This is a genomic window from Halohasta sp. A2 (assembly GCF_056175805.1).
The window spans coordinates 1-24596 of sequence record NZ_JAQFWV010000025.1; the positions used below are offsets into that span (position 1 = coordinate 1).

General features: G+C 61.6%; 20 protein-coding genes. 11 read left to right on the top strand and 9 right to left on the bottom strand.

The window, feature by feature from the left end:
• From O2S87_RS09255 to O2S87_RS09270, 4 genes are all read left to right on the top strand, one after another.
• Positions 1-456: transposase (locus O2S87_RS09255; protein ID WP_475408509.1), on the top strand; the 456-nt coding region annotated here is incomplete at its 5' end.
• Entirely contained in the window at positions 447-1082 is a 636-nt protein-coding gene (locus tag O2S87_RS09260; protein ID WP_475408510.1) for a DUF7958 family protein, read from the top strand. The genes O2S87_RS09255 and O2S87_RS09260, both read left to right, overlap by 10 nt.
• Before the next feature lie 88 nt (positions 1083-1170).
• Positions 1171-2292 (top strand): pyridoxal phosphate-dependent aminotransferase, encoded by a 1122-nt coding sequence (locus O2S87_RS09265; RefSeq protein WP_475408511.1) that lies wholly within the window; start codon positions 1171-1173, stop codon positions 2290-2292.
• A gap of 88 nt (positions 2293-2380) precedes the next feature.
• Positions 2381-3307, top strand: a complete 927-nt coding sequence (locus tag O2S87_RS09270; RefSeq protein ID WP_475408512.1) for a YncE family protein — start codon at positions 2381-2383, stop codon at positions 3305-3307.
• Between the two features lie 34 nt (positions 3308-3341).
• On the opposite strand, the gene ppc is transcribed toward O2S87_RS09270, so the two are convergent.
• From ppc to O2S87_RS09305, 7 genes are all read right to left on the bottom strand, one after another.
• A complete protein-coding gene (gene ppc / locus O2S87_RS09275) occupies positions 3342-6035 on the bottom strand; it encodes a phosphoenolpyruvate carboxylase (protein ID WP_475408513.1) in 2694 nt (897 codons plus the stop codon).
• Between the two features lie 261 nt (positions 6036-6296).
• The gene (locus O2S87_RS09280; RefSeq protein WP_475408514.1) at positions 6297-6866 is read right to left on the bottom strand and encodes a DUF7110 family protein; all 570 of its coding nucleotides are present in this window, start codon (positions 6864-6866) and stop codon (positions 6297-6299) included.
• Between the two features lie 167 nt (positions 6867-7033).
• Complete coding sequence (locus tag O2S87_RS09285) at positions 7034-7375, bottom strand: glutaredoxin family protein (protein ID WP_475408515.1); 342 nt, start codon at positions 7373-7375, stop codon at positions 7034-7036.
• Positions 7376-7439: 64 nt separating this feature from the next.
• Entirely contained in the window at positions 7440-8087 is a 648-nt protein-coding gene (gene gfcR, locus O2S87_RS09290) for a transcriptional regulator GfcR (RefSeq protein ID WP_475408516.1), read from the bottom strand.
• Positions 8074-9144, bottom strand: coding sequence for a glucose 1-dehydrogenase (locus tag O2S87_RS09295; protein ID WP_475408517.1), 1071 nt, complete (start codon positions 9142-9144; stop codon positions 8074-8076). Before O2S87_RS09295 ends, gfcR begins: the two co-directional genes overlap by 14 nt.
• Positions 9145-9562: 418 nt before the next feature.
• Entirely contained in the window at positions 9563-10198 is a 636-nt protein-coding gene (locus tag O2S87_RS09300; protein ID WP_475408518.1) for a uracil-DNA glycosylase family protein, read from the bottom strand.
• An 80-nt stretch (positions 10199-10278) separates the two neighbouring features.
• Positions 10279-10749, bottom strand: coding sequence for a DUF5793 family protein (locus O2S87_RS09305; RefSeq protein WP_475408519.1), 471 nt, complete (start codon positions 10747-10749; stop codon positions 10279-10281).
• A gap of 89 nt (positions 10750-10838) precedes the next feature.
• Between O2S87_RS09305 and O2S87_RS09310 the strand changes: the two genes are divergently transcribed.
• Positions 10839-11369 carry a DUF7549 family protein gene (locus O2S87_RS09310; RefSeq protein WP_475408520.1) on the top strand — a complete coding sequence of 177 codons (531 nt, stop codon included), beginning with the start codon at positions 10839-10841 and terminating at the stop codon, positions 11367-11369.
• A gap of 38 nt (positions 11370-11407) precedes the next feature.
• Here the strand turns inward: O2S87_RS09310 and O2S87_RS09315 are convergent, their stop codons facing one another.
• Complete coding sequence (locus tag O2S87_RS09315; RefSeq protein WP_475408521.1) at positions 11408-11596, bottom strand: hypothetical protein; 189 nt, start codon at positions 11594-11596, stop codon at positions 11408-11410.
• Between the two features lie 126 nt (positions 11597-11722).
• Here O2S87_RS09315 and O2S87_RS09320 point away from each other — a divergent pair, with 126 nt between their 5' ends.
• Both O2S87_RS09320 and O2S87_RS09325 read left to right on the top strand, forming a co-directional pair.
• Positions 11723-12775, top strand: coding sequence for an enolase-like domain-containing protein (locus O2S87_RS09320; protein WP_475408522.1), 1053 nt, complete (start codon positions 11723-11725; stop codon positions 12773-12775).
• A 149-nt stretch (positions 12776-12924) separates the two neighbouring features.
• Positions 12925-15453 (top strand): GAF domain-containing protein, encoded by a 2529-nt coding sequence (locus O2S87_RS09325; protein WP_475408523.1) that lies wholly within the window; start codon positions 12925-12927, stop codon positions 15451-15453.
• Positions 15454-15497: 44 nt separating this feature from the next.
• Here the strand turns inward: O2S87_RS09325 and O2S87_RS09330 are convergent, their stop codons facing one another.
• Positions 15498-17678, bottom strand: a complete 2181-nt coding sequence (locus O2S87_RS09330) for a VWA domain-containing protein (protein WP_475408524.1) — start codon at positions 17676-17678, stop codon at positions 15498-15500.
• A 31-nt stretch (positions 17679-17709) separates the two neighbouring features.
• Between O2S87_RS09330 and cobN the strand changes: the two genes are divergently transcribed.
• The 4 genes from cobN to O2S87_RS09350 are packed head-to-tail and all read left to right on the top strand — an operon-like array spanning position 17710 to position 24386.
• Positions 17710-21591: a cobaltochelatase subunit CobN gene (cobN, locus tag O2S87_RS09335; protein WP_475408525.1), complete on the top strand. Its 3882-nt coding sequence runs from the start codon at positions 17710-17712 to the stop codon at positions 21589-21591.
• The gene (locus tag O2S87_RS09340; RefSeq protein ID WP_475408526.1) at positions 21584-22321 is read left to right on the top strand and encodes a precorrin-8X methylmutase; all 738 of its coding nucleotides are present in this window, start codon (positions 21584-21586) and stop codon (positions 22319-22321) included. The genes cobN and O2S87_RS09340 overlap by 8 nt, the downstream gene beginning before the upstream one ends.
• On the top strand, positions 22318-23085 hold the full coding sequence (locus O2S87_RS09345; RefSeq protein ID WP_475408527.1) for a cobalt-precorrin-7 (C(5))-methyltransferase: 768 nt from the start codon (positions 22318-22320) through the stop codon (positions 23083-23085). Before O2S87_RS09340 ends, O2S87_RS09345 begins: the two co-directional genes overlap by 4 nt.
• Complete coding sequence (locus O2S87_RS09350; protein WP_475408528.1) at positions 23082-24386, top strand: cobyrinic acid a,c-diamide synthase; 1305 nt, start codon at positions 23082-23084, stop codon at positions 24384-24386. The genes O2S87_RS09345 and O2S87_RS09350 overlap by 4 nt, the downstream gene beginning before the upstream one ends.
• Positions 24387-24596: the final 210 nt, after the last annotated feature.

The following is a 24596-nucleotide window of genomic DNA, read 5'->3' on the forward strand; positions in this document are numbered from 1 at the left end:
CGCAACGAGGACACCGACGACTACCATCTCTACGTGACGAATTTACCGGGAGAGTTCACGCCAGAGCAAGTAGCAGCGCTGTACACCCTGCGGTGGAACATAGAGCTTCTGTTCCGTGAGTTGAAGTCGCGGTACGGACTGGAGAAGTTCGAAACAGGCGATGAAGCGATTGCAGAGTTGCTCGTAACGGCGGCTCTGCTGACACTGACGGTCAGCAGAGCCTTGTTGGCAGTGTTTCAGGAGATTGATCCGGACGTCGAGTACCCGGAAGAGCGTTGGGCGACGACCTTTCGGTCGGTCGCCCAGCCAGTCCTTTTGGATCTCGCACTTGCTCTTGGCCATCCTCCACCAAATCTCCCAGAACAGATGCGTCGTGAGGCACGCCAACCAGAGAGATCACGCCTTACCTTGAACAAACGAGTGGCTCAAGCCTTCAACTCGGGGATATGGCCTTAACCGAACACGGATGGTTCAGAAGCCTCCATTCGGACGTCGACCCGGTGGTCGACGTACCCGAAGAGGTCGACCCATCCCACGCCGTCTACCAACAGGACGTTTATCTCGGTCTCGACGACGAAGACGCGGCGGCGTACGCGGTCGCACTCAGCGAGGTCGACCACATGGCTGACGGCGATTTCGACGCGACGGAACTCCCCACACACGAAGAGGGGCTGTTCATCGAGTCGATCTCCGGGATCCACGTCCGCTGGGACGACGCGAACGGGCAGTACCACACCCAGTGGGGTGACCAGCCAGCGGTCGACGATGAGCGGGATCCCGACGGTCGACTCGAACTACTGTCGTTCGACCCCGAGTCGATAACCGACCTCAAACGACAGGCCATCCGCAACCTGTTGTGTCATGTCCGCGACTGCTATCTCGCTATGGGGATCGCCCCGCCTGAACGGTTTCGGCTCCTCGGCCATGGCCGCCACGACGCGTCGACATGGTACGTCCACAACGACTACTACGAGGACTACTACGACCCTGACGCCGACGTCGACACGTGGTTCGAAGACCACACGCCCGAAAACGCGTATTCGATCGGCGGGGAACCAACGACAGTGCAAACCGACCAGTAGCCGATCGGCGGTTCCGTACAGTCGACCCACGACCCCCCTCTCAGCGGATGTGACAAAAGCTATCCTGTCGGCGGCGAGCACGTAGAGTATGACAGGATTTTCCGCTCGCGTCGAGCGCATCTCGATCAGTGGCATCCGCGAAGTGTTCGAGGCAGCCGGCGACGACGCCATCAACCTCGGACTGGGCCAGCCGGACTTTCCCACGCCTGCCCACGCCCGACAGGCAGCTGTCGACGCCATCGAATCCGGTGATGCGGACGGCTACACCCCCAACAAGGGGATCGAACCGCTCCGCGAAGCGATCGCCGCCAAACACGAACGCGATCAGGGAGTCGACGTCGATCCCGACGACGTGATCGCCACCTCCGGGGCGAGCGAAGCGCTCCACATCGCACTGGAGGCGCACGTCGACCCCGGTCAGGAAGTCATCATCCCCGATCCGGGCTTCGTCTCCTACGACGCGCTGACCAAACTCGCCGACGGTGAACCCGTCCCCGTTGGACTCCGTGACGATCTGACGCTCGATCCTGCTGCTGTCGAAGCGGCGATCACCGACGACACCGCCGCGTTCATTGTCAACTCGCCCGCGAACCCGACTGGTGCGGTCGCCAGCGAAGAGGATATAAAGGAGTTCGCCCGCATCGCCGATGAACACGACCTGCTGTGTGTTTCGGACGAGGTTTACGAGTACACCGTTTTCGAGGGCACCCACCACTCGCCGATCGACTACGCCGAAAGCGACAACGTGGTCGTCATCAACTCCTGTTCCAAACTGTACTCGATGACTGGCTGGCGACTTGGCTGGGTGATCGGTGCTAGCGAACGAGTCGACCGAATGGTTCGAGTCCACCAGTACGCCCAGGCCTGCGCCAGCGCGCCCGCCCAGTACGCCGCCGAGGCCGCGCTGACCGGCCCACAGGAAATTGTCGACGAGATGACCGACTCGTTTAAACAACGGCGTGACATCCTGCTCGACGGACTGGCCGACCACGGCATTGAGTGTGCGACACCGCATGGGGCCTTTTACGCGATGCCGGAGGTGCCCGAGGGCTTCGTCGACGAGTGCATTTCGCGCGGTGTGATCGTCGTCCCCGGCGCAGCCTTTGGTGAGGGTGGCAAAGGGATGGCACGGATTTCGTATGCGACCGACGCCGAAACGCTGCGTGAGGCCATCGAGATCATGGGCGAGGCAGCCAAAGCGGTTCGCTGAGTTCTGGACTCGACTGGCCTGCTGGCCAAAGAGTCGACGAATCGGGACGGTGCTAACAGGCTTTGCTGTGGCGGTTCATCATTGTTCTATGGATGATCGACTGCTTGTGCTCAACCGGGACGACGACTGCGTCTCTGTCGTCGACCCCGCGACCGGTGAGACGGTCGACGAAATCGAGACCAACTTCGGGCCACAGACGATCGAAACCTCGCCCGACAGAACCAAAAGCTACGTCACCTGCTCGCAGGGCAACACGCTGAACGTTATCGACAACAAGACGTTCACGGTTTCGGCCCGAATCGAACACGAGCTGTTCGACGATCCACGCGGCCTAGTCGTCCGCGAGCAGGCCAACGAACTCTGGTTGGTCTCGCGAAACAACAGTCAGGTGTACGTGTTCGATATCGAAACCGACGAGCTACTGGACGTGATTCCAACCCACCAATCACAGTCGAACTCGCTGTCGCTCAACAGCGACGAGTCGAAGGCGTACGTCACCAACAGCAGCGGCAACACGCTCACGGTCATCGACTGTGAGCAACGACGCATCAAGGTCGACGTGCCGGTCGGCAACGGCCCCGAAGGTGTCGGTGTTAACCCCCTGACCGACAATGTGTACGTCACGATCCAGCATGAAAGCCGGCTAACCGTCCACGATCCGGACTACCACGACACGCTGTATAAGACCGGCCTCGGCGAGTCACCGATGGGAATCGTCTTCGCACCGGATGCCTCTGTCGCGCTCGTCCCCAATCGGATGTCGAACGACATCTCGGTGATCGAAACGCGCTTTCACCGCTGTGGAGCGGGCAGACCCTGGGAGGTCGAACGCATCCCGGTTGGCATCTGGCCGGGCGAAATCGTCTTCAACAGCGACGGCTCGGTTGCCTACGTCTCGAACAACAAAACGAACGATGTCTCAGTAATCGACATGCAAACCCGTGTGGAAACCTCGCGGATCGACGTCAAAACGTTCCCCAACGGCATCACCTATTTAAATCGGGACGGGACGTAACGAACCGAAATCAGAGAGACCGATCCGCGGTCGGTTATCCGGTGTTTTTCATGCCTGCTGCAATGCCATTGACCGTTAGTCGGAGGGTCCGTTCTTCGGCTTCTGTCAGATGCGTCTGGCTCAGCAGGTGCGTCTGCAGGAGGTTGAGTGGGTCGACGTACGGGTTCCGTCGCTCCAAACTCTCGTCGAGCCAGTCGCGTCGAAGCAGATCGTTGCGACCAGTTATCTCGGCGACGTAGTCGACGGCCGACTCGTACTCGGTTTCGAGCCGCGGCTGGAACTCCTCGCGGAGTTCGGCGTCGGCCAGCGCTGCGTACTCGTCGGCGATTTCGAGATCGGTTCGTGTCAGCGAGAGCGCCGCCCGGTCGAAGGTGGTCCGGAAGAAGGCCCACCCGTCGTACATCTCGGTGAGCGTCTCCAGGTCGCCCTCGGCGTCCAGATAGGCGTCGACGCCCGCGGCCAGCGAGAACCATCCTGGTAGGATACACCGCGACTGGGTCCACGAGAACACCCATGGGATCGCCCGCAGGTCCTCGACCGATCGCTCTTCGGATCGGGAGGCTGGCCGAGAGCCGAGGTTGAGGTCTTCGATGACCGTAATGGGCGTCGCCTGCTCGAAGTAGGAGACGAACCCGTTAGTCTCGAGTAGATCGCGGTAAGCCGACCGCGCCGCAGCCGCCATCGTATCCATCGCCTCGGCCCACTCGTCGGGCACCTCCTCGACTGGTTCTTGAAGTGCGTTGTGGCGCGCGCGGATCTGGGCGTCAAGCATCTGTTCGAGGTTCCGCTCGGCGATCCGTTCGTTGCCGTACTTCTCGGCGATCGCTTCGCCCTGTTCGGTGAACTTGACCTGTCCGGTCACTGTTTCGTTCGGTAGCGCCAACAGCGCTTTGTTCATCGGGCCGCCGCCGCGGGAGATCGAACCGCCACGACCGTGGAACAGCCGCATCGTCACGTCGTAGTCGTTGGTGATCTCGGCGAGGCGTTTCTGGTTCTTATAAAGGTCCCAGTTCGCCGCGAGGAAGCCGTTTTCTTTGTTAGAGTCAGAGTAGCCCAGCATGATTTCCTGGGTGTTTCCTCTGGCTTCGAGGGCCTGTTTGTACGCCTCGTTTTCGAACAGCGTGCCCATGATGCGGTCGGCCCCGTTGAGCGCCGCCTCGGTTTCGAGCAGCGGCACCACGTCGAGTCCAGCGTGGTCGGGCAGCGAGACCGCACCCACTTGATCGGCCAAAAAGAGGACTTCGAGGACGTGGCTCGGCTCTTCGGTCATCGAGATACAGTAGGTGTCGATCGCCTCGACGCCGAACTCATCCTGCCAGTCGCCGAGTGCGGCAAATCGAGTGAGAACCTTTTCGGCGACCTCCGAGACGTCACCGGGATTCTCCGGATCGATGATCGGCTCGTCTTGCAGGATGGCGTCGGTCAACAGGTCGACACGCTCGCTTTCATCGAGTTCGCGGTATGCGATTCCTTCCTCGGCGAGTGCCTCGTCGATGGCTTTGGTGTGCTGGATGCGGTGATCACGGAGATCGAGGCTTGCCAGCTGGAAGCCGAACGTACTCACCTGACGGAGCAGGGGTTCGACGAACGCCTCGGCGATGTCGCTTCCCCCGTAGGCACGCAGGCTGGTGTCAATGGTTTCAAGATCTTCGAGGAGCTGGTCATCGTCTTCGTAGCCGCCGGGCCGAACGTCGCCGATGCGGTTGAGTCGTTCGCGCATCAGCCGGAGCTTTTGACGGTACGGCTCGTCGGGGTAGCGCTCTTCGGCCTCTCCAGTGATCATCGGGAACGCATCGAAATCGGCATCGAGCGAGGCCTGAAACGCTCCGGTCGTCGGATACCGGTCGCCGTCCTGGCTGAGCACCGCCGAGAGGCGTTTGAGCTTGGTTCGGTAGCGTTCGAGGACGATCTCGCGCTGGCGTTCGAGCGTGTCCTGGGTGACGTCGACGGTGACATACGGGTTGCCGTCGCGGTCGCTGCCGGCCCACGAGCGGAACTCGAACAGTTTCGGCAGGTCGATGTCGGGGTACTCGTCGGTGACGATATCCTCGAACTCGGCGTACACTTCGCCGGTGACATCGAACAGCGTGTTTTCGAGGTACCACTGGATGTTGCGGGCCTCGTCCTGTGGTTCGGGTGGTCGCTGTCTGACCTGGCGAGTCTGCCAGAGGCTCGTTACCTCGGCGTCGATGTCCCGCCAGACGCGTTCGGCCTCGCGGTCGGTCAGCGACTGGGCATCGAGCGTTTCGAGGTGGCCGGCGATCGACCGGAGTTTGGCTTTGACGGTGCCCCGACGAGCTTCGGTCGGGTGGGCCGTAAACGTTGGCTCGATAAGCACGTCGTCGAGCACCGACCGGATGGTCTCGGTGTCGGCTCCGGCCTCCGAAAGCGACTCGATGGTCTCGTCGAGACTGTCGTCGAGTGTCCCTTCTTGCGAGCCCTTTCGCACGGCGCGGACGCGCTCGCGCTCTTCGGCGAGGTTGATCAACTCGAAGTAAGTCGTGAACGCACGGGCGACGTCACCTTCCTCGTCGGGCGAGAGCTGTTCGAACGTCGACCGAAGCTCCTCGCGGGAGTCGATATCACCCTCGCGGTAGGCGATCGCGGCCTGTCGAAGTGATTCGACCGTCTCGAACGAGTCAGTTGAGGTCTGTTCTTTGAGTACGTCCCCGAGCAACGCGCCGAGTTCGCGGACGTCCTGGCGAACACCCCGATTGTGCAATTTCATACCATATGGTAGATGCACCCACTGGTAAAAGTCTCACCAAGTATAGAGCCGACAAAAACAAACTTTCATGATAGTTTTCCGGAATTATATCAGCACCCGATCGATCTATCGACTTCCGATTATCTCGTCGACACCTAGTCCGCTCACCGACTGACTCGCATGCATAACAGTACGCAACTCGCATACATAGCAGTACGCAAACTGGATCGTTCGAAAAGCGTCGACCACGGGTGTATCCGAACCACCGCGGTGGTGTGGTGCTCAGTCGCTGATGAACTCGTTGTCGCGCCAGTTGACGCCCGTCTTCCCGGAGCTGTTTTTCCGTGGGTTCTCGACGACCTCGACGGTCGCCGAGCGTGTTTCGCCCTCGACGATTCGCGTCGCCTCGAGCTGGCCGTCTTCCTCGGTGATCGCCGTCAGCGTCCCTTTTTCAGACAGAAGGGCGATCTCTTTGAGCACCTGGAACATCGGATACTGGACGGCGGTGTTCTGGAGCACCGTCTCGCGGTCACCTTTGAAGCACGCGAACTCGACGAGTTCCGAAGGGATCTCCTCTTCTTCTTCGTCGCCCCAGCGTGGACCACCGGCTCGTGGTGGCTCTTCCTCGTACACCCGCGTTTCCGAAACGCTGGCTTTGAGTTGGGCGGTCGGTGTGTACTTGCTGAGGCTCTCATCGGCCGCGACGGCCTTGATGATGAGCGTATTGTTGCGTCGAGTGATGTCGATGTCCTCGATCTCGTCGGGCAGATCGGGGTTCGAATCGAAATACGATTCGACGTCTTCGAGTGGCAGTTCAAGCGTCGAGTGGAGACGGAATACGCGACCTGTCATAGTGGAGTTGAATTCACGAGTAGTTCCCCGCGGCTGGGCCGATACCTACCGTTACTACGGGACGGTGATTATAAATATCCTGTGAGAGTACTGTACAAGTTGTTCTGTAACAGAGTCTCACACACTCCTGAAAGTCGACGAGAGCCCTCGCTAGCGACTGGCTGGAGTCAGGCCGTCAGTTCGGCCTCGAGCTCGCCGCGTTCCTCTAATTCTTCGAGGATGTCGCTACCACCGATGAACTCGCCGCCGACAAAGGTTTGCGGAATCGTCTCCCAGCCGCTTCGGTCCGAGAGTGCCGCACGGTACTCGGCGAGCGCGGGCAGGACGTCGACGGTTTCGAACTCCTCGACGTGCTTGCTGATGAGTTCGAGCGCTTTCGACGAGTAGCCGCACTGTGGCATCAACTGGTTGCCCTTCATGAACAACACCACGTCGTTGGATTCGAGCGCCTCGTCGACCTGCGCGGCCACCTCGTCGGCGTCTAGATCGCTGTCGGGTTGGAATGACATACTCACAGATTGGCTGCGTGACGGGAAAGGTATTGCGTCCCGCCAGCGAGCATCGATTGCCTGGCTACTCCTCGCGGCCGACACTGACGACGTTGATCAGCGAGTAGACGGGCACGCCATCGATTTCGTCTAGCCCTTGTTTGTCGACCAAGACGACACAGCCCACCGGTTCGCCGCCGCGGGCGCGGATCGCCTCGATGGTCTCCCGAAGCGTCGTCCCCGAAGTAATGGTGTCGTCGACGACGTAACACTCTTGATCGGAGATGGGCGAGAAGTTCCGCGAGAAACCGCCGCCGAGTTCGTCGATATCGCCTTCGTCCCACTGGTGTTTGGCTGGAGCATAAGCACTGAGATCGGTGTCGAGTTCGCGGGCGACGATGGTCGCTAGCGGGACACCCGCTTTTTCAATGCCGACCGTCAGGCGGACGTTGTCGCCCTCCTTCGAGATGATGTCGGCCATCGCGCGACTCACCTGGGTCAATCGGGCGCTGTCTCGACCGATGGCGTTCCAGTCGACGTGGATGTCCTGGGGGCTGGTTGGCCGGACAGCCAGTTCGGGTTCGCTGGCGGCGTCGCTGGCGGTCCCGCTGCGCTCGACCAGCCAGCTTGCGGTCTCCCGGGAGACGTTCAGTTCGTCGGCGATCTCGCCCTTCGAGAGCCCGCGGTCGGCCAACTCGGCGGCGCTTTCGATGAGCGTGTCAACGTTTTTCATATGTGCTGAATTGGACGGCGTTTTTTATAGTGGTGTCGTCGTCGACGAACGCCGCCTCGAACTCGTCGAGATCGTAAACTCCCGTGACAAGTGCATCGAGAAACTCATCGGAGAGCGAAGCAAGCGACTCGACGGCGGCCTCGAACTGCCGTCGGTTGGAGTTGACGCTCCCCACGAGGGCCTTGTTGTGCAACACGAGTTCCCGGTGGAGTTTGCCACCGTCGACTTCGAACGCCCAATCGCTCGGCACACCCAACAGGGCGGCCACGCCGTTGGGCGCGAGCGCCTCGATCGACTCGAAGGCGTGTTTGGCGTAGCCCGTCGCCTCGTAAATGAGATCCGGCGCTTCGTAGGCGTCGGGGATCTCTGAGACGGGTGTCTCGGTGCTATTTATATAGGTGCTGCCGAGCGATTCGATGATGTCGATCGTCGGGTCGGGACGTTCGCGCCGACCGAGACAGTAGGTTCGGTCGAACCGCTGTTCGAACATCGCCAGCGTGAGCAGGCCAAGGCTTCCGTTGCCCAAGACGAGTGCCGACTCGGGATCCCACTCGAATGCCGACCGGCTGGCTTCGGCGTGTTCGACCGCCTTTTCGGTGATCGAGATCGGTTCGACCAGAAAGCCGTACTCGGCGAGTTCCGGCGGCACGGTAACGAGCGCCGACTCGGGGCTGGTGAAGTACTCGGCCATAAAGCCGTGTTCGCCGACGATGCCGCGCTCGTGGTACTGGCCATCGGGGGCCATATCCGGTTCGTCGTTCTCGAAGTAGCGGTTCGGGCCGTTCGGTGGTCGACGCACGGTCGGAACGACCACGTCACCTGCTTCGAGATCGGTGTCGTTCGGGTCTTCGACGACGCCGACAGCCTCGTGTCCGAGAACGAGGTACGACTCGCCTTCGGGTGGCCCGCCGTGGCTGCCCGCGATCACCTCGTGGTCGGTGCCGTCGACACCCACTCTGAGCGTGCGCACCAGCGCCTCTCCAGATGCTGGCTCCGGCTTGGGGATCTCGATCAGTTCGGCCGCTTTGGTGCCGTCCGTAACGCCGATTGCTTTCATTAGTACATCGTACAGCGCCAATGCTAAAAGATTTATTTGTTTTTGAGTAAATAATCTGCCCAGGTCGATAGCCGAGCGGCGAGACCGTTGGTCTACAGTCGACAGCCGTAGTCGCGGCTACTGTTGGGGGCGGACGGGCGAAAACCCGCCGGGACCACAACAGGGGTAGCCACGACTGCCGGCCGTGTGACTGACCAAGCCACTGTGGGAGCACTAGTCCACAGCGTGGTGGCGCGTTTGACGACAGTGCGTCGGTGCGCCACCGGATAATGAACGTATGTCTGCAAAAAGGCTTTCCTTTCACTAAATTTGGTCATCTCAACGCCCGATTCTATGCGAGCATATGATTCTGTTCGCCTATATCGGAGTTCGTCCGATTCGACTCCGTATTTCCGGACGTTCGTCGGTCCTGCGTTGGCTATCGAACGTAGTAGGGGTCACTGCCAGCAATAAACCGGCCGAGATCGGTCTCCCGGCGGAAGTCGGTCGACCGAAGCACGCGGATCGATTCGACGAGCCGTTCGTGGTCGTCGTCGGTCCACTCGGCGGGCTCTTTGATCGGCATGACGAGCCAGCCGCTGCCCCGGATTTCGGTGGCGTGGAGTCGGTCCATGTCGACGGTGGTCTTCCAGGCCTGGGCGGTGTACTGTTCGAGCACGTGGCGGGTCGCGCGCTCGCCAACCGGAAACAGGACGTGGGCGGCGATTGCGCGGAGTTCGGCGTCGAAAAACCGCTCCATATCGACGTACTCGGCCTCGGTTGGTGTGCCGCCGGGGTTCGGGACACACATATGTAGATACGACAAGAACGTATCGCCGACGATCGGTTCGGAGCCGGTCGCCCGGAGCAGGCCGGCCGTCTGGAGGGCTTCTTGGAGCCGGATCGAGGAATCGAGCTCCGTGAACGGAACCCCGCTTTCGGTGCCGCCGTGAACACCGGGGTGGTCACCGATCACGTGAAATGCGGCGTTCGCATCACCGTATCCCGGCACGAACTGGGCACACGACGGAATCATTCCAAAGGGATTGCTCGTGCGCTCGGTAACGTTTCTCACAATATTCGGTATGTAATGGAGGCGCTAAATGTCGACCGATTCGAATCGATTCGATCCGCTTGGCTCGCAATCCGGCTGGTTCAGAGTTCGACGCCCGAAGGAATAAGACTCTGTCCCCGCAGGAGTTCTCCGTTGTCGTCGTAGACGAGGAAGGTCCCTTTGTCGAAGCTGATCGTCTCATTGCCGATGACGATCTCGATGCGATACCGACCGTTCGTCTCGGTTTGGCGGCCGTACTCGCGGGCGGCATTAATAAATGCGAACACGTCGTCGGCCGCCTCGTTGGTTTCGAAGATGAAATCGCCGGTGAGCCGGTTGGCGACGCTGACGACGCCAGCGGCGGTCGGCGTCTCCTCTATCGACTCGGTGAGCCGGAAGGCGACGTCGACTTTCTCGGCAGTGAGTCGGTTGTCGTCTACATCCAGCAGCCGGGCTTCGAGCTGGTCGGTCGTGCCGGTAACCGAGATTCGTGCGAGTGGTTGGCGTGGCTCGCCGCCGGTCTCAACCCACTCCAAATTGCGAACGTCAAGGTCAAACTGTTCTCGCCGCATTCGATACCAATGATAGCGTGGCCGACCGTATGAACGTAACGCCTCCCTCTCGGCAGATTTTTATCAGAGTCGCCGACTGTCCTACGAACATGGTTTGGGTCCAACGCGAACAGGCGGGTGCACTCGCGGTGCTGTCGGCGTGGCTCGGCGTACTGTTGCCATGGAACGTAATCTACTCCGCAAAGGAGGGGATTTCGGTGTTGTTCGTCCGGTTTCCGTTGTTCGAGTTCCAGTACACCCGCGGCGTTTCAGGTTCGATCGGCGGACCAGCCCTGCGGTCGGTCGTCGGAGCGATCCGACTCCAGTTGGGCGGGGACCTCGAAACGGCAACGTTCGTCTGGGCAGTCGGTGCAGTGTGTATGCTGTTGGCCCTCGGGCTGTCGATCGTCTACTACGCCCGCGAGTCACGTCTCGAAGCCGGTCGGATCCATCCGGTTCGCCTCATGGGCGGACTACTCGCCGCCGCGACATGTTCGTTTGCGGTTGCAACCTGGTTCGTCTGGACCGGGAGCCTGAATGGCGTACCGATCCCGATCGGGGTTGTCCTGCTTGGGCTCCTTGCATGGGCGTTGCTCAACGCGGAGCTCGCCGGTGATCTTTCCGCAGAAAACACCCAGTAGTCTCGTCGACGTTTCTTCGACCACCAGCCTGGTACGCGTTACTCGCGAGCGAAGTAGGTGATATCTCGTTCGAGATCGTACCCTTTCGGCACGCCGATGAGTTTCAGACAGTCGTGACAGAGCGGTTTGAAAATCGATCGCGACTTGTTGATTCCCACGGCATCTTCCAGCGGAATGACCACCTCACACCGACTACACTCGATCCGGTTTCCCTCCAGAACTTCCATATATCCGTACTATCAGTCGTTTCATAATACACTTTCGCAGAGGAGCGACGGGTTCGCCAAACCCCCCAGAAATCCACAGGGAGTGGCCGAACAGAGCTATGTACCTATTGGCTTGCTCTGTTTCGTATGGCTCTCTACGACCGGCTCGCCGATCTCCCAGTCCACATCGATTTGGTCGACTACCGTCGACGCGAGCGTGAGACGACCAGCGACTTCACTCGGACGACCACGCTCATCTCGCTGCACGGCACGGGAGAGACTGGCATCGGTGAGGACGTCACCTATGAAACCGCCGACCACGACGCCCTGCTCGCCGCCGAGTCGTCGTTCGATCTCTCCGGGAGTCACACGGTCGACTCACTGTCATCGCAGCTCGCCGAGTGGGATCTCTTCTGTGGCCGCGAGCCCGACCAGGCGGCGTTTCGAAACTACCGTCGCTGGGGGTTCGAAAGCGCAGCCCTGGATCTCGCGCTGCGACAGGCCGACACCGATCTCGCCAGCGCACTCGACCGGACGTACGATCCCGTCGAGTTCATCGTCAGTACACGACTGGGTAGCCCACCGACGCTCGATCGAATCGAGCAGCTCGTGGCGCACAACGACCAGCTCCAGTTCAAACTCGATCCGACCGACGAGTGGACGGTCGACCTCATCGAGCAGGTCGCCGAGATGGGCCGTGTTCGGATTCTCGATTTAAAAGGCCAGTACAAAGGAACCGAGGTCGACCAAGCACCCGACGCCGAACTCTACGGTCGGCTGTTCGAGGCGTTTCCCGAGGCGATTATCGAGGATCCAGCGCTGACCACCGAGACCGAGCCGCTGGTGGCAGCCCACCGCGAGCGAGTCTCGTGGGACGCGCCGATTCACGGTGTCGAGGATATCGAGACGCTGCCGTTCGAGCCCGACTGGCTCAACGTCAAGCCGTCGCGGTTCGGTTCGATCCAGTCGCTGTTCGAGACGATCGAGTACTGTCTCGACCACCGAATCGAGCTGTACGGCGGCGGCCAGTTCGAACTCGGCGTTGGCCGCGAGCAACTGCACGCGCTCGCCTCGTTGTGCTATCCACGCGCGCCGAACGACGTCGCACCGGCGGCCTACAACGTGCCGACGCTCGATTCATCGCTCCTGACAAGTCCGCTGTCGCCGCCCGACGAGCCCCGCGGCTTTCGCTGGTCGTGAGCGTGTCGACCGAGACGCATCAGCGAGCCCAGCCACTGCGAAACGTATGATAGCATAAATATGTGAGTGAAACTCTTGAAAACCAGGGTATGACACGTAGTAACAACCCGACCCGTTCAGTTATTATACTCAGCCGACAACTATCTTCAATGAACGAGTCCGGTGACCAGTCGACTGCACCTCACACGCACGACGAGTCGACGCACGCGGCCGACCCGTCGGGCGTGTTAGCGGAACTCGTCGACGATGCGGTGTTTCGACTCGGACATGAAGGGAACATACGTTCGGTAAACAGTCGATTCGAGATCTTGACCGGCGAGACCGAATCGGCGTCGGTCGGCCAGTCGCTGTCAACGTTTGTCGTCGAAAGCGATGCCCAGAAGTTGGCTGCAGTCGTTCGCGCGCTCGGGAAACAGGCCCACGGCGACCAGACAACCCTCGGCGTCAGTCTCCAGACGTACGACGACGAGCCGGTGGCCTGTCAACTCTCGCTGGCGGTCGTCGGCGAGTCGTCGGCCGCAACCGAGATCGTGGGCACGATTCGCCCTGTGGACATCGCCGAGGCCGAACTCGAACGCCGCGCGCGCCAGCAGGCAGCGGTCGCCCGACTTGGTCATCTGGCGGTCGAGTCGACCGATCTCGACGAGCTCGTGGCCGAAACAACCCGACTGGTCGCCGAGACGCTCGACTGTCCGTACGCAAAGGTCCTCGATTTCGATCCCGACCGCCAACAGCTCGTGGTTCGACAGGGCGTCGGCTGGCGACCCGGGATCGTCGCGAACGCAACCGTCGAGACGAATACGAACTCGCAGTCAGGCTACACACTTCTGTCAGCCGAGCCAGTGATCGTCGACGATCTCGCGACCGACACACGCTTTTCGGGACCCGAGCTGCTGACCAGTCATGGCGTCAAAAGCGGCATTAGCGTGATCGTGGGGAGTCTCGACGAGCCATGGGGGATTCTCGGTGTTCACGACACGCGCCACCGCCAGTTCACCGACGAGGACGTCAACTTCGTCCAGAGCGTCGCCAACGTCCTCACTTCGGCACTCGATCGTCACGACCAGCTCCAAGAGCTCCGGCGGTACGAACGGATTATCGAGACGGTCAACGATGGCGTCTACACGGTCGACGCCGAGGGTCGGTTCACGATGGTCAACGAGGCGTTCTGCGAGCTAACGGGCTATAGTCGTGAGACGCTGATCGGTGCCGATGGCTCGCTGTTGGTCGACGATGAGATACTTGAAGCAATCAGCCAACTCGAAGCCGAGATGTCAGTCGAACCTATATCGAATCCAACGCTTGAGGGAGAAATCAATACTGTCAGCGGCGAGACAGTGTTCGCCGAGGCGACATTTGCCCGCTTGTCGATCAACGACAGCTGGGAACGAGTCGGCGTTGTCCGAGACATCAGCGAACGGAAGGCATACCAAGAGCGGCTCGAAACAAAGCGAACAAAGCTCGAAGCGCTCGACGAAGTCAACTCAGTCGTCCGAGAGGTAACGAACGCGATTCTCGAACAGTCGACACGCCACGAGATAGAACGGGTCGTCTGTGAGTCGTTGGCGGCGTTCGACGCCTACCGTTTTGCCTGGATCGGGGAGGTAGATACCCATTCACAAACAATTGTCCCACGCGCAGAGGCAGGTGTGGCGGGCTATCTCGACGAGGTGACTGTCTCGACGAACGCGGCAGACCCTCAGAGTCGTGGTCCCGCTGGCTGTGCAGCCGAAAAACAGGCGATACAGGTCTCACAGAACGTGTTTGATGACCCCGACTTCGAGCGCTGGCGGGAAGTGGCTGCAACGTACGGCTACCAGTCGTTGGCGGCGATTCCGATCACACACGACGGAACACTGTATGGTGTTCTTGGACTCTATGCGAACGTAACGGATGCCTTTTCGGCCGAAAAACAGGCAATCATCGAACAAGTCGGAGAAATCGTCGGTCACGCGATCGCAGCAGTCGAGCGCAAACAGGCGCTTATGAGCGACGTAGTAACCGAACTCGAATTCGAAATCCCAGACCTGTTTCCGCTGGATGATGCGGAGATCCCGACTGGCGAGATCGTCTTCGATCGCGTCGTGCCCGTCGACGGTGGATCGTATCTCCAGTACGGTCGAGCGACGACAGAGATGGTTCCGATTCTCGAACAACTTGAAGCAGAACACTCTTCGTGGGAAACGGTAACGATCCTCGACGAGTTCGACACACAGGTGTCGTTCGAACTGCGGATCGACGAGCCGCCAGTCACGTCGGTGATCGCCGACGCGGGAGGCGCAGTCAAACAGGCGATGATCTCCAACAACGATTTTCGTGTGACCGTTCACCTTCCACAGAACGCGGATGTGAGGGGAATCCTCGATCGGATTCGAGAGCTGTATCCGTCAGCCAGACCGATTGCGCGTCGACAGGTCAATCGCGTCGAAACCTCGACACGGCAGCTTTCGACCGCCTGGACAGATCAACTCACTGATAAACAACGCGCGAGCCTCGAAGCCGCGTTCTTTGCAGGCTTTTTCGAGTGGCCACGCAACAGTTCCGGGACGGATTTGGCCGAGTCGATGGGCGTCTCACCGGCAACGTTCCACCAGCATCTTCGGGCGGCTGAGCGCAAACTGTTTGCAGGGTTGTTTGCGGAGTCTGTCCCCGGCCCGCTGGTTGGCTCGAAGCCATAACTCCCAAAAACGAGTCGGATCCGTTTCAGTGGCTCTCACAGCGATTACTCGCAGTCGACAGCGTCTCCGACGGCCGACGAAACGATAGTCGGACTCAAGGCCTCCAATGGGACTGTCTGCCCGCCGGTTTCAGCCGCGATCACCGAAATGAGACCACCACGATCTTTGGTTCCTGCGTCGACGATCACGACCTCGGCCCCGCTCGCCGCCAACTGGCGAGCCGCCTGTCGGGTTGCCGCAGTCGGACTCCCCTCGGCGACGTTTGCTCGACCGTCAGTCACCAGCAGCACCACGCCAAGAGAAGCGTCGGTACTATCGAGAACCTCTCGGGCTGTCACAAGCCCGTCAGCCAGCGGCGTCCGGTCGCCGGTGGGCAGCTCTTTTAAATGACGCGCCGCCAGCGAGACGCTCCGCGTCGGTGGCAGCAGGACCTCTGCGGAGTCGCCACCAAACGCGACGAAGGCCACCTCATCGCGCTGCTCGTAGGCATCTCTGAGCAGATCGAGGACAACCCCTTTGGCGGTCTCCATCGCCGGACGCATCGACGCACTGGCGTCGACCGCGAAGACGATGGTCGCGGCCGTCTTTCGCTCGCGGACCGACTGTCGGAGATCATCGGACTCAACGCGGTCGTGGCCGCTCGAAGCAGCCGCTCGGACCGACGCGGCAGCGTCGACTGGCCGGTCGCCGGTGGCTTGTTCGGTCCGAACACGGGCCCCACGGCTCCCGGTGTGGGTACCCCGGCCGCGCCGACCGGACTCGCCCTGTTCAGCGTCCATTGTCGACTCCTCGGCGTCGATCTCTGGTGCGGTGGCCTTTCCGATGGCGGCGCGCTGTTGGCCGGGCACGATCGGTGTTCCCTCGGTCTCTGGGTTGCCATCGTCGGCCGTTCCATCTCGGTTGGAGTCGTCAGATTCGCCAGCGTTGCCAGCATCGCCTCGACTCGATTCGGTCGACTCGGGGCCACTCTCTGCGTCGTTTCTCTTGTTGGCATCTGCTCCAGCGTTCGGGGGCGTCTCGGTCGACTCACCGTTGTCGGCGTCATCGCTATCGTTGCCGTTGTTTCCGTCGTTGCTCTCGTCGCCCTCGTTGGCGCTCTCGTCGTCAGTCGACTCCGACTCACCACCGGTCGACTCGTCGTCTTCAGTCTGACGTGCTTTTGAATCGGCGTCGTTCTCGCCGTCGGAACCCGTCTCGTCTTCGTCGTCGAAGTAGTCGTCCAGCAACTCGTCAGGATCGGGTGGCTCCTCGAAAGGCTGGCTCTGAAGGCGATGCGGGAGGGTGTATCTGGCCGCCGTCTGAATATCCGACTCGATGACTTTCGGTCGATCGTCCAGCGCGGCCAGCGCCATCGCCGCCCGAGCGGTGGCAATGTCGGCGCGGTGACCGTCGACGTTGGCCTCGGTACAGAGGTCGGCTATCGTTCGCTTGAACTCCTCGGGCAACGTGACTGCGTCGACTGATTGGCGGGCGAGTTGAAGCGACTCGCGGAGGTCGTCGACTTCGTCGCTGAACTTCTCGGTGGCCGGCTCATCAGTACCGAGCGCACGGTCGATGATGTTGACGCGTTCGTCGAGATCCTGGCTTCCGGTCACGGTTGCCTGCAAGTCGAAGCGGTCCCGGAGCTGTGGCCGAAGGTCGCCCTCCTCGGGATTCATCGTCCCAATAAGGGTGAACTCGGCAGGATGCGAGACGCTGATCCCGTCGCGTTCGACCGTATTGATCCCGCTTGCGGCGGCGTCGAGAAGAACGTCTACGAGGTGGTCGTCGAGGAGATTGATCTCGTCGACGTAGAGGATCCCACGATTGGCGCGCGCAAGCAGGCCCGGATCGAACTCCGCCTCGCCAGCCATCGCATCCGCAATCGAGAGCGTGCCAACCACGCGGTCCCGCGTCGCTCCGAGGGGTAGGGTCACCAGCGGGACCGACCGCGTCTCGACAGGCAACTCCGCTGTGGGCCGATCTCGGCACTCCGAACACTGTGCGGTGCGGTCGTCCGGATCACAGCCGTAAGGACAGTCCGCTACGACCTGCTGGTCGCCCAGAAGGTCGACCAATCCTCGCACGGCGGTCGACTTGGCGGTGCCCTTTTCGCCCGAAATCACCGCACCGCTGAGGTCGTCGTGGGCCGCAGCAAGCAAGAGGACCTCTTTGAGTTCCGGCTGGCCGACAATCGCGGGGAAGGGCACTGTCGACGGCTTTTTGCTCGCGGGATCTGCAACCATACTTGCGCTACTACAACGCTAATTTATAAAGATGACACGGATTGGCCTCTATACGGCAACGGAAAACGAACTCGGCTCCGTCCAGCGGGCGGCGGGCCGACTCGATGGTATCGATCTCGTCGTCCGCTCCGAAAGCGATCTCGACGAGCAGACGGATGTCGAGGCATTCGTCGACGAACTCGACGACGCGGCGGCAGTCGTCCTGTGGCTTCACGGCGGCGAGGACAGTATGCCCGGCTACGAGTACGCCGTCGGTCGGCTCCGCGAGATGGGTGTCCCCCTCATCGTCAAAGCCACCGGCGACGCGTTTGCGTTCGAAGACACCTCGGTCTCCGAGGCAGATCGTGATCTCATATATGAATACCTCGAACGCGGCGGCACGATCAACATCGAGAACTGCTGTCGGTTCCTCGCAAGCGAGTACGGCGGTGTCGACACTGACTACGACGACCCCACTGAACTCCCGACCGAGGGGGTCTACCACCCGGACTATCCGGGTATCGACTACGACGACCTCATCGACACCTTCGACTCCGACGCGCCCACGGTCGCAATCTGGTTCTACGAGTCCCACTGGACCCACGAAAACACCCGCTACGTCGACGCACAGGTCCGCGCCGTTGAATCCCTGGGCGCGAACGCTCTCCCGATTTTCTGTAATCCGGCGACCGACGAAGACGGGCAAGAAAACGCCGAATGGGTGACCGACAACTGGCTCCTGGACGATGGCGAGCCACTCGTCGATGCCGTCCTGTCGTCCTTTATGTTCTCGCTGTCGATGGACGAGCGCGGTCGATCTGCCAGCGACGAGGGCCAGGGGGCAGAAGATGTCTTTCTGGACCGACTCGGCGTCCCGGTGCTCCAGACGATCACGACCATGCGCTCGCGGTCGCGCTACGAGGCCAGCGACACGGGCGTCATGGGGTTCGAACTCGCGCTGTCGGTCGCCCTCCCAGAGTTCGACGGCAACGTCATCACGCATCCGATTTCGGGCAAGGAGCGAATGGACGACGATGCGGGGATCGGCAGCGCGCCGAAACAGCATTTCCCCATCGAGGATCGTGTCGACCACGCTGCCCGGCTGGCGGTCAACTGGGCGCAACTTCGATACCTCGAGAACGCCGACAAGAACGTCGCGGTCGTCCTCCACAACTACCCGCCGAGCGACGACGGAATCGGCACCGCGTTCGGTCTCGATTCGCCCGAAAGCACCGTCAATCTCCTCGACGAACTCGACGCCCGCGGCTACGACCTCGGCGGCTCGGTGCCCGACTCCGGCCAGACACTTATAAACACGCTGACGAGCCAGCTTACCCTCGACAACCGGTGGGTCGCACCCGAAGACGTCCGAGAGCGGTCGGTCGACGTTGTCGCCACCGACCAGTACGCCGAATGGTTTGAGCAGGCTGACGAACGGTTCCAAGAGAACATCAGAAAGGAGTGGGGCGAGCCACCGAGTCGACCCTTTGCGATCCCCGGCGCGGAGTTCGGCAACGTGCTCGTGACGGTCCAGCCGCCGCGCGGGTTTGGGATGGATCCATCGAAAGTGTACCACGATTCGGACCTCCAGCCGCCGCACGACTACTACGCCTTCTACGCGTGGCTCCGAAACACATTCGAGGCCGACGCGGTCGTTCACCTCGGCACCCACGGCTCGCTCGAATGGCTCCCCGGCAAAACCGTCGGACTGAACGGCGCGAGCGCGCCGGACCAGCTCATCGGTGATCTTCCCAATATTTACCCCTACATCGTCAACAACCCCGGCGAGGGAACCCAGGCCAAGCGTCGCTCGTACGCCGCGATTGTCGACTATCTCACGCCCGTCATGGCGAACGCCGGCACCTACGACGAACTGGCCGAACTCGAAGACCTCGCCAACCAGTACCGCGAGGCCGGGATGCAAGACGCCCGCGAAGACGACGGCGACCACCTCGAAGACCTGATTCGCGCTCGCGTCGACGAACTCGACCTGGCCGTGGAACTCGGAATTTCGGGCACTATCGACGAGAAACTGGAGGTTCGCGGTCCCGACGAGGCGGGATCGACGCTCGCCGAGGGCGACGTTTCAGGCGAGGACCTCGCTGTCGACGAACTCGTCGAGCGCATTCACGAGTACCTCACCGACATAAAAACGACCCAGATTCGACTGGGCCTCCACACCATGAGCGAACCGCCAGTCGACGACCGACTCGTGGAGTATCTGGTCGCGCTCACCCGACTCGAAAACGGCGATGTGCCGAGCCTCCGCGAGAGCGTCGCAGGCGTGTTAGGCGTCGACTACGACGCCCTGCGCAACCGCCCGGGTGAGTACGACGACCAGTTAGGCATGACCTACGCCGAGGCTGCCGACCACGTCCAGGAGACCAGCATCGATCTGATCCGGACGCTGGCCGAACACGAGTTCGACGTCCCGGACTCCGAACGAGAGGCCGGACCAGACGACGAGGAGAACATCAATCTACTCGTGGTCGACATCGACACCCTCGGCGACGGCCGCGCCCAGTCGAGCGCTCACGACGACCTGCGAAAAGCCCTCGCGTTCATCTGCGAGGAGGCCGCCCCGCGCGTTCAGGGGGCCAAAGACGAAATCCCGCGAACTGCCGACGCGCTCGCTGGCGCATACGTCCCACCCGGCGGGTCGGGTGCGCCGACGCGTGGGGGTGTCGACCTTCTGCCGACCGCACGAAACTTCTACACGCTCGATCCGCGGAAAGTCCCGGCCAAGTACGCGTGGCAAGTGGGGAGGAACGTAGCTGAGGGCGTCCTGGACCGCCATCACGACGAACACGACGCCTACCCCGAGGAGATTGGCGTCGTCGCGTGGGGAACACCCACCGTGAGAACCAAGGGTGAGACCATCGGCCAAGTGCTGGCGATGATGGGCGTCAAACCCGAGTGGACCGAGGCCGGACGGATCGACGACGTGAACCCGATTCCCCTGGACGAACTCGGTCGACCCCGGATCGACGTGACCACGCGCGTCTCGGGGCTGTTCCGGGATGCATTCCCCGCGGCGGCTGGCGTCATCCATGACGCCGTCTCGGCGGTTGTCGACCTCGACGAACCGCTCGATATGAACTACATTAAAAAGCACGTCCAGGAGGAAGCCGAGCAGTTGGAGGCCGACGGCTTTGATGCCAAAGACGCAAAGAAGGCAGCAACCAACCGCGTCTTCACCACGAAACCGGGCGGCTACGGCGCGGGGACGAACAAGGCCGTTGACGAGGGCAACTGGGAGGATCGCTCGGATCTCGCCGATGTGTACGTCCAGTGGGGTGGCTACGCGATGGGCAAACGCGGCAAGGTGAGCGAGGCTCACGACAGTTTCGAGCGCCGTCTCGCCAACGTCGACGCCACAGTCAAAATCGAGGACACGATGGAACAGGACGAACTCGATTCGTCGGACTGGTACGCGTTCCACGGCGGCTTCATCTCCGCTGTGGCGGAGGTATCCGGCAGCGAACCCGCCTCCTACGTCGGCGATTCGTCGGACCCCGAAAACGTCTCAGTGTACACCAACGAGGAGAAAGTCCGCAAGGCGATGCGGGCTCGCGTCCTCAATCCAGCATGGCTCGACTCGATGACCGAGCACGGCTACAAGGGTGCAGGCGACCTCTCGACGACGGTCGACGTCGTCATGGGCTGGGACGCGACGACGGGCGTCATCAGCGACACCCTGTGGGAAGACGTCGCCGAGAAGTTCGCGTTCGACGAAGACCGCCAGGAGTGGATGCGCGAGGTCAACCCGTGGGCGCTCGAATCGATTTCTGATACCTTGTTGGAGGCCATCGAGCGCGACCTCTGGGACGCCGACGAGGAGACGGTCGACCGGCTTCGAGACATCAACCTCGGCATCGAGGGCGACCTCGAAGCGCGTGCGAGTGCTCCGGCCCCGGAGGTTTCGGATGACTGAGCAAGAGGCGGACCCGGAGATCGAAGAAGAGTACGCCGACCTCGGCGCAACGACACAGGAGGCCATGGAGATCGCCGAGACGAGCATGGACATCGTCCGGCAGTTCGTCCCCGACGAGACGCTCGCGGATCGGTTCCGCCAGAAATCGGTCCACTCGATGGGTGACATCGAGTTCCAGCACCTTCTGCGGTTTACCGGCACGAATGAGGCCGGTGAACCGGACGAGGACGCGCCGATTCGGGCCGGGGCGGCGGCGGTGCTCCGGGAGTCGACCATCGTCACCGACATCACGATGTCCAAAGCTGGCATCACGGGCCGCGGGCATAACTGCGAGAAACGCAAAGCCATCGGCAACGGCGCAGAACTCGCCAAGAAAACAGGGATGACCCGGACCGCCGCATCGGTCCTCGAACTGGACAAGCAGGGTGTGTACGACGACGCGATTGCGGTGGTCGGCAACGCCCCAACCGCGGCGTTCGCGCTTGCGGACTGTATCGAAAACGGGACACGCCCGGCGGTGATCGTTGCGACGCCAGTGGGATTCGTGAAAGCTGTCGAGAGTCGCGAGCGAATCCAAGAAGTCGCCGAAGAATACGACGTGCCCGCGATCACGAACGTCGGTCGACGCGGCGGCAGTGGCCTTGCGGCCGCACTCACCAACGAACTGATCCACGTCGCCAAGGACGTGCGAACTGGCGAACTAGAGCTGGATATCGAGGTCGACCAGTGAGCGACTACGATCTCGATTCGGGTCCCGATCCGGCGACGTATGCGGCGGCCGCGGCCGAACCAGACATCGACGAGGTCGACGCGCCAGTGTACGCGGTCGGCATCGGCCCCGGTAATCTGGAATTCCTCACGCCTCGCGGTCGACGGGCCATTGAGGAGGCGAACGTCGTTGTCGGCTTTTCGACCGTGGTTGACTTCATTGCTGATCTCACTGACGCCGACCTGTTAACCTGTGGCTACCGAGACGAAAGGGAGGCCCTAACCAGCTTTGCGGAGCGCGTTGCCGACGGTGAGCGCGGGACGGCGGTGTTGATGGGCGATCCGAATCACTCGGGATACCAGTTCGTCGGGAAGGTGCAGGACGTGGTCGACACGCCCGTCCAGATCATACCGGGGATCTCCTCGCTACAAATCGCGGCGAGTCGGTCCCGGACACCAATGGAAGACACCGAGTTCGTCACCCTCCACAAGAGCGGCGACATCTCGGCTGGATTGGATCGGCTTATAAATGCGGTCGGCCAGCGACATTTACTCGTCCTGCCGCGGCCGTTCGACTGGATGCCCGGCGACATCGCCGCGCATCTGTTGGACCACGGCGCGGATCCCGCGTTGGAGGCGCTAGTTCTCGAAAAACTCACCCACAAGGATGAATCGGTTTCGCAGTTCTCGTTGGCGGAGCTTTCAGAGCACGCTGGCGGCTCGGGAGCCGAGGATACGCCGTTTTCGGATCTGTCGGTGCTGGCAGTTCGACGGAGGGTCGAATGAGGGGGTTCGTTCTCGGCGGCGTCAGCTCTGGCGTCGGCAAAACCGTCGCCACGCTGGCGATCATCCGCGCGCTCGACGAGGCGGGCTACGCGGTCCAGCCAGCCAAGGCCGGTCCCGATTTCATCGACCCCAGCCACCACGAAGCAGTGGCGGGTCGACCCTCACGAACGCTCGATCTGTGGCTCGAAGGAAAAGAAGGGATGGCCCGGAACTACGCCCGTGGCGAGGGCGACATTTGCGTCATCGAGGGCGTAATGGGCCTGTACGACGGCGACGGCTCCAGCACGGCGATGGTGGCCGAAGCCCTCGATCTGCCGGTCGTCCTCGTGGTCGACGCCAAAGCCGGAATGGAGAGCGTTGCGGCCACTGCCTACGGTTTTCGAGAGTACGCCGACGCGATTGGCCGGGAGATCGACGTGGCGGGAATCATTGCCCAGCGCGCCCATGGCGGTCGACATCAACAGGGAATTCGAGATGCACTTCCCGAGAGTCTGACCTACTTCGGTCGCATACCGCCGTCCAGCGATCTCGAAATCCCGGACCGACATCTCGGACTCCAAATGGGCGATGAGGCCACCCTTCCGCTCGAAGCGCTCTCGGCGGCCGCCGAACAGCTTGAAACGGATCGGCTCGTCGACGTGGCACGAGAGCCACGGAAAATCGACACCGAGCCAGCGACAGTCGACCGAACGGACGCGACGGTTGCGGTCGCCAGTGACGCCGCCTTCTGCTTCCGGTATCCAGCCGCTATCGAACGCCTCCACGAACGTGCGACAGTCCGGACCTTCTCGCCGGTCGCTGGCGACCCCGTACCCGAATGTGACGGTGTATATCTGCCAGGAGGCTATCCCGAACTCCACGCTGAACAGTTGGCCGAGACGTCGACGCTGTCTGAACTCGGTGAGCGTGCCAGCGACGGCCTCCCCGTCTTCGGCGAGTGCGGCGGCCTGATGGCGATGAGCCAGTCGCTGACAACCGCCGAGGGAGAGCGTTACGAGATGGCCGGGATTTTGCCCGCCGATGTCGAAATGTGCGGTCGGTATCAGGCGCTGAATCACGTCGAACTCGAAGCCACAACGGGCGCGCTGACCGCTCGCTCGGGCGAGTCGATCCGCGGCCACGAGTTCCACTACTCGAAGGCCACCGTCGACAGCGATGCTCGATTCGCCTTCAAAACCGTCCGCGGCGACGGGATCGACGGCCAGCACGATGGCCTTCTCGAATACGAGTCGTTGGCTACCTACGCCCACGTCCATCCCGAGAGTGGTGCGTTCGATCGGTTCGTCGATCGACTCGGCTGAGCGGTGCCGCGGCCGACCCACCCTCGCCGACTGTATGAGCGTTTGTTCGCTGCGAATACGCGCGGATACTGATCACATGTGGCCATTATTCACCTGAATCGTCGACTGATACCACGTAGCACCGCTCACTCGGTGTTCGGTTACCGACAGATTCGGAACACAAATCGTGTCTCGTGGTGGCAGTACACATGGTTCAGTATGGACCGTGAG

What these genes read in the sequence shown, in the direction of transcription:
- O2S87_RS09260 (WP_475408510.1), top strand. Translation starts at nt 447, where the DNA reads ATGGCCTTAACCGAACACGGATGGTTCAGAAGCCTCCATTCGGACGTC.
- O2S87_RS09265 (WP_475408511.1), top strand. Translation starts at nt 1,171, where the DNA reads ATGACAGGATTTTCCGCTCGCGTCGAGCGCATCTCGATCAGTGGCATC.
- O2S87_RS09270 (WP_475408512.1), top strand. Translation starts at nt 2,381, where the DNA reads ATGGATGATCGACTGCTTGTGCTCAACCGGGACGACGACTGCGTCTCT.
- ppc (WP_475408513.1), bottom strand. Translation starts at nt 6,035, where the DNA reads ATGAAATTGCACAATCGGGGTGTTCGCCAGGACGTCCGCGAACTCGGC.
- O2S87_RS09280 (WP_475408514.1), bottom strand. Translation starts at nt 6,866, where the DNA reads ATGACAGGTCGCGTATTCCGTCTCCACTCGACGCTTGAACTGCCACTC.
- O2S87_RS09285 (WP_475408515.1), bottom strand. Translation starts at nt 7,375, where the DNA reads ATGTCATTCCAACCCGACAGCGATCTAGACGCCGACGAGGTGGCCGCG.
- gfcR (WP_475408516.1), bottom strand. Translation starts at nt 8,087, where the DNA reads ATGAAAAACGTTGACACGCTCATCGAAAGCGCCGCCGAGTTGGCCGAC.
- O2S87_RS09295 (WP_475408517.1), bottom strand. Translation starts at nt 9,144, where the DNA reads ATGAAAGCAATCGGCGTTACGGACGGCACCAAAGCGGCCGAACTGATC.
- O2S87_RS09305 (WP_475408519.1), bottom strand. Translation starts at nt 10,749, where the DNA reads ATGCGGCGAGAACAGTTTGACCTTGACGTTCGCAATTTGGAGTGGGTT.
- O2S87_RS09310 (WP_475408520.1), top strand. Translation starts at nt 10,839, where the DNA reads ATGGTTTGGGTCCAACGCGAACAGGCGGGTGCACTCGCGGTGCTGTCG.
- O2S87_RS09315 (WP_475408521.1), bottom strand. Translation starts at nt 11,596, where the DNA reads ATGGAAGTTCTGGAGGGAAACCGGATCGAGTGTAGTCGGTGTGAGGTG.
- O2S87_RS09320 (WP_475408522.1), top strand. Translation starts at nt 11,723, where the DNA reads ATGGCTCTCTACGACCGGCTCGCCGATCTCCCAGTCCACATCGATTTG.
- O2S87_RS09325 (WP_475408523.1), top strand. Translation starts at nt 12,925, where the DNA reads ATGAACGAGTCCGGTGACCAGTCGACTGCACCTCACACGCACGACGAG.
- O2S87_RS09330 (WP_475408524.1), bottom strand. Translation starts at nt 17,678, where the DNA reads ATGGTTGCAGATCCCGCGAGCAAAAAGCCGTCGACAGTGCCCTTCCCC.
- cobN (WP_475408525.1), top strand. Translation starts at nt 17,710, where the DNA reads ATGACACGGATTGGCCTCTATACGGCAACGGAAAACGAACTCGGCTCC.
- O2S87_RS09340 (WP_475408526.1), top strand. Translation starts at nt 21,584, where the DNA reads ATGACTGAGCAAGAGGCGGACCCGGAGATCGAAGAAGAGTACGCCGAC.
- O2S87_RS09350 (WP_475408528.1), top strand. Translation starts at nt 23,082, where the DNA reads ATGAGGGGGTTCGTTCTCGGCGGCGTCAGCTCTGGCGTCGGCAAAACC.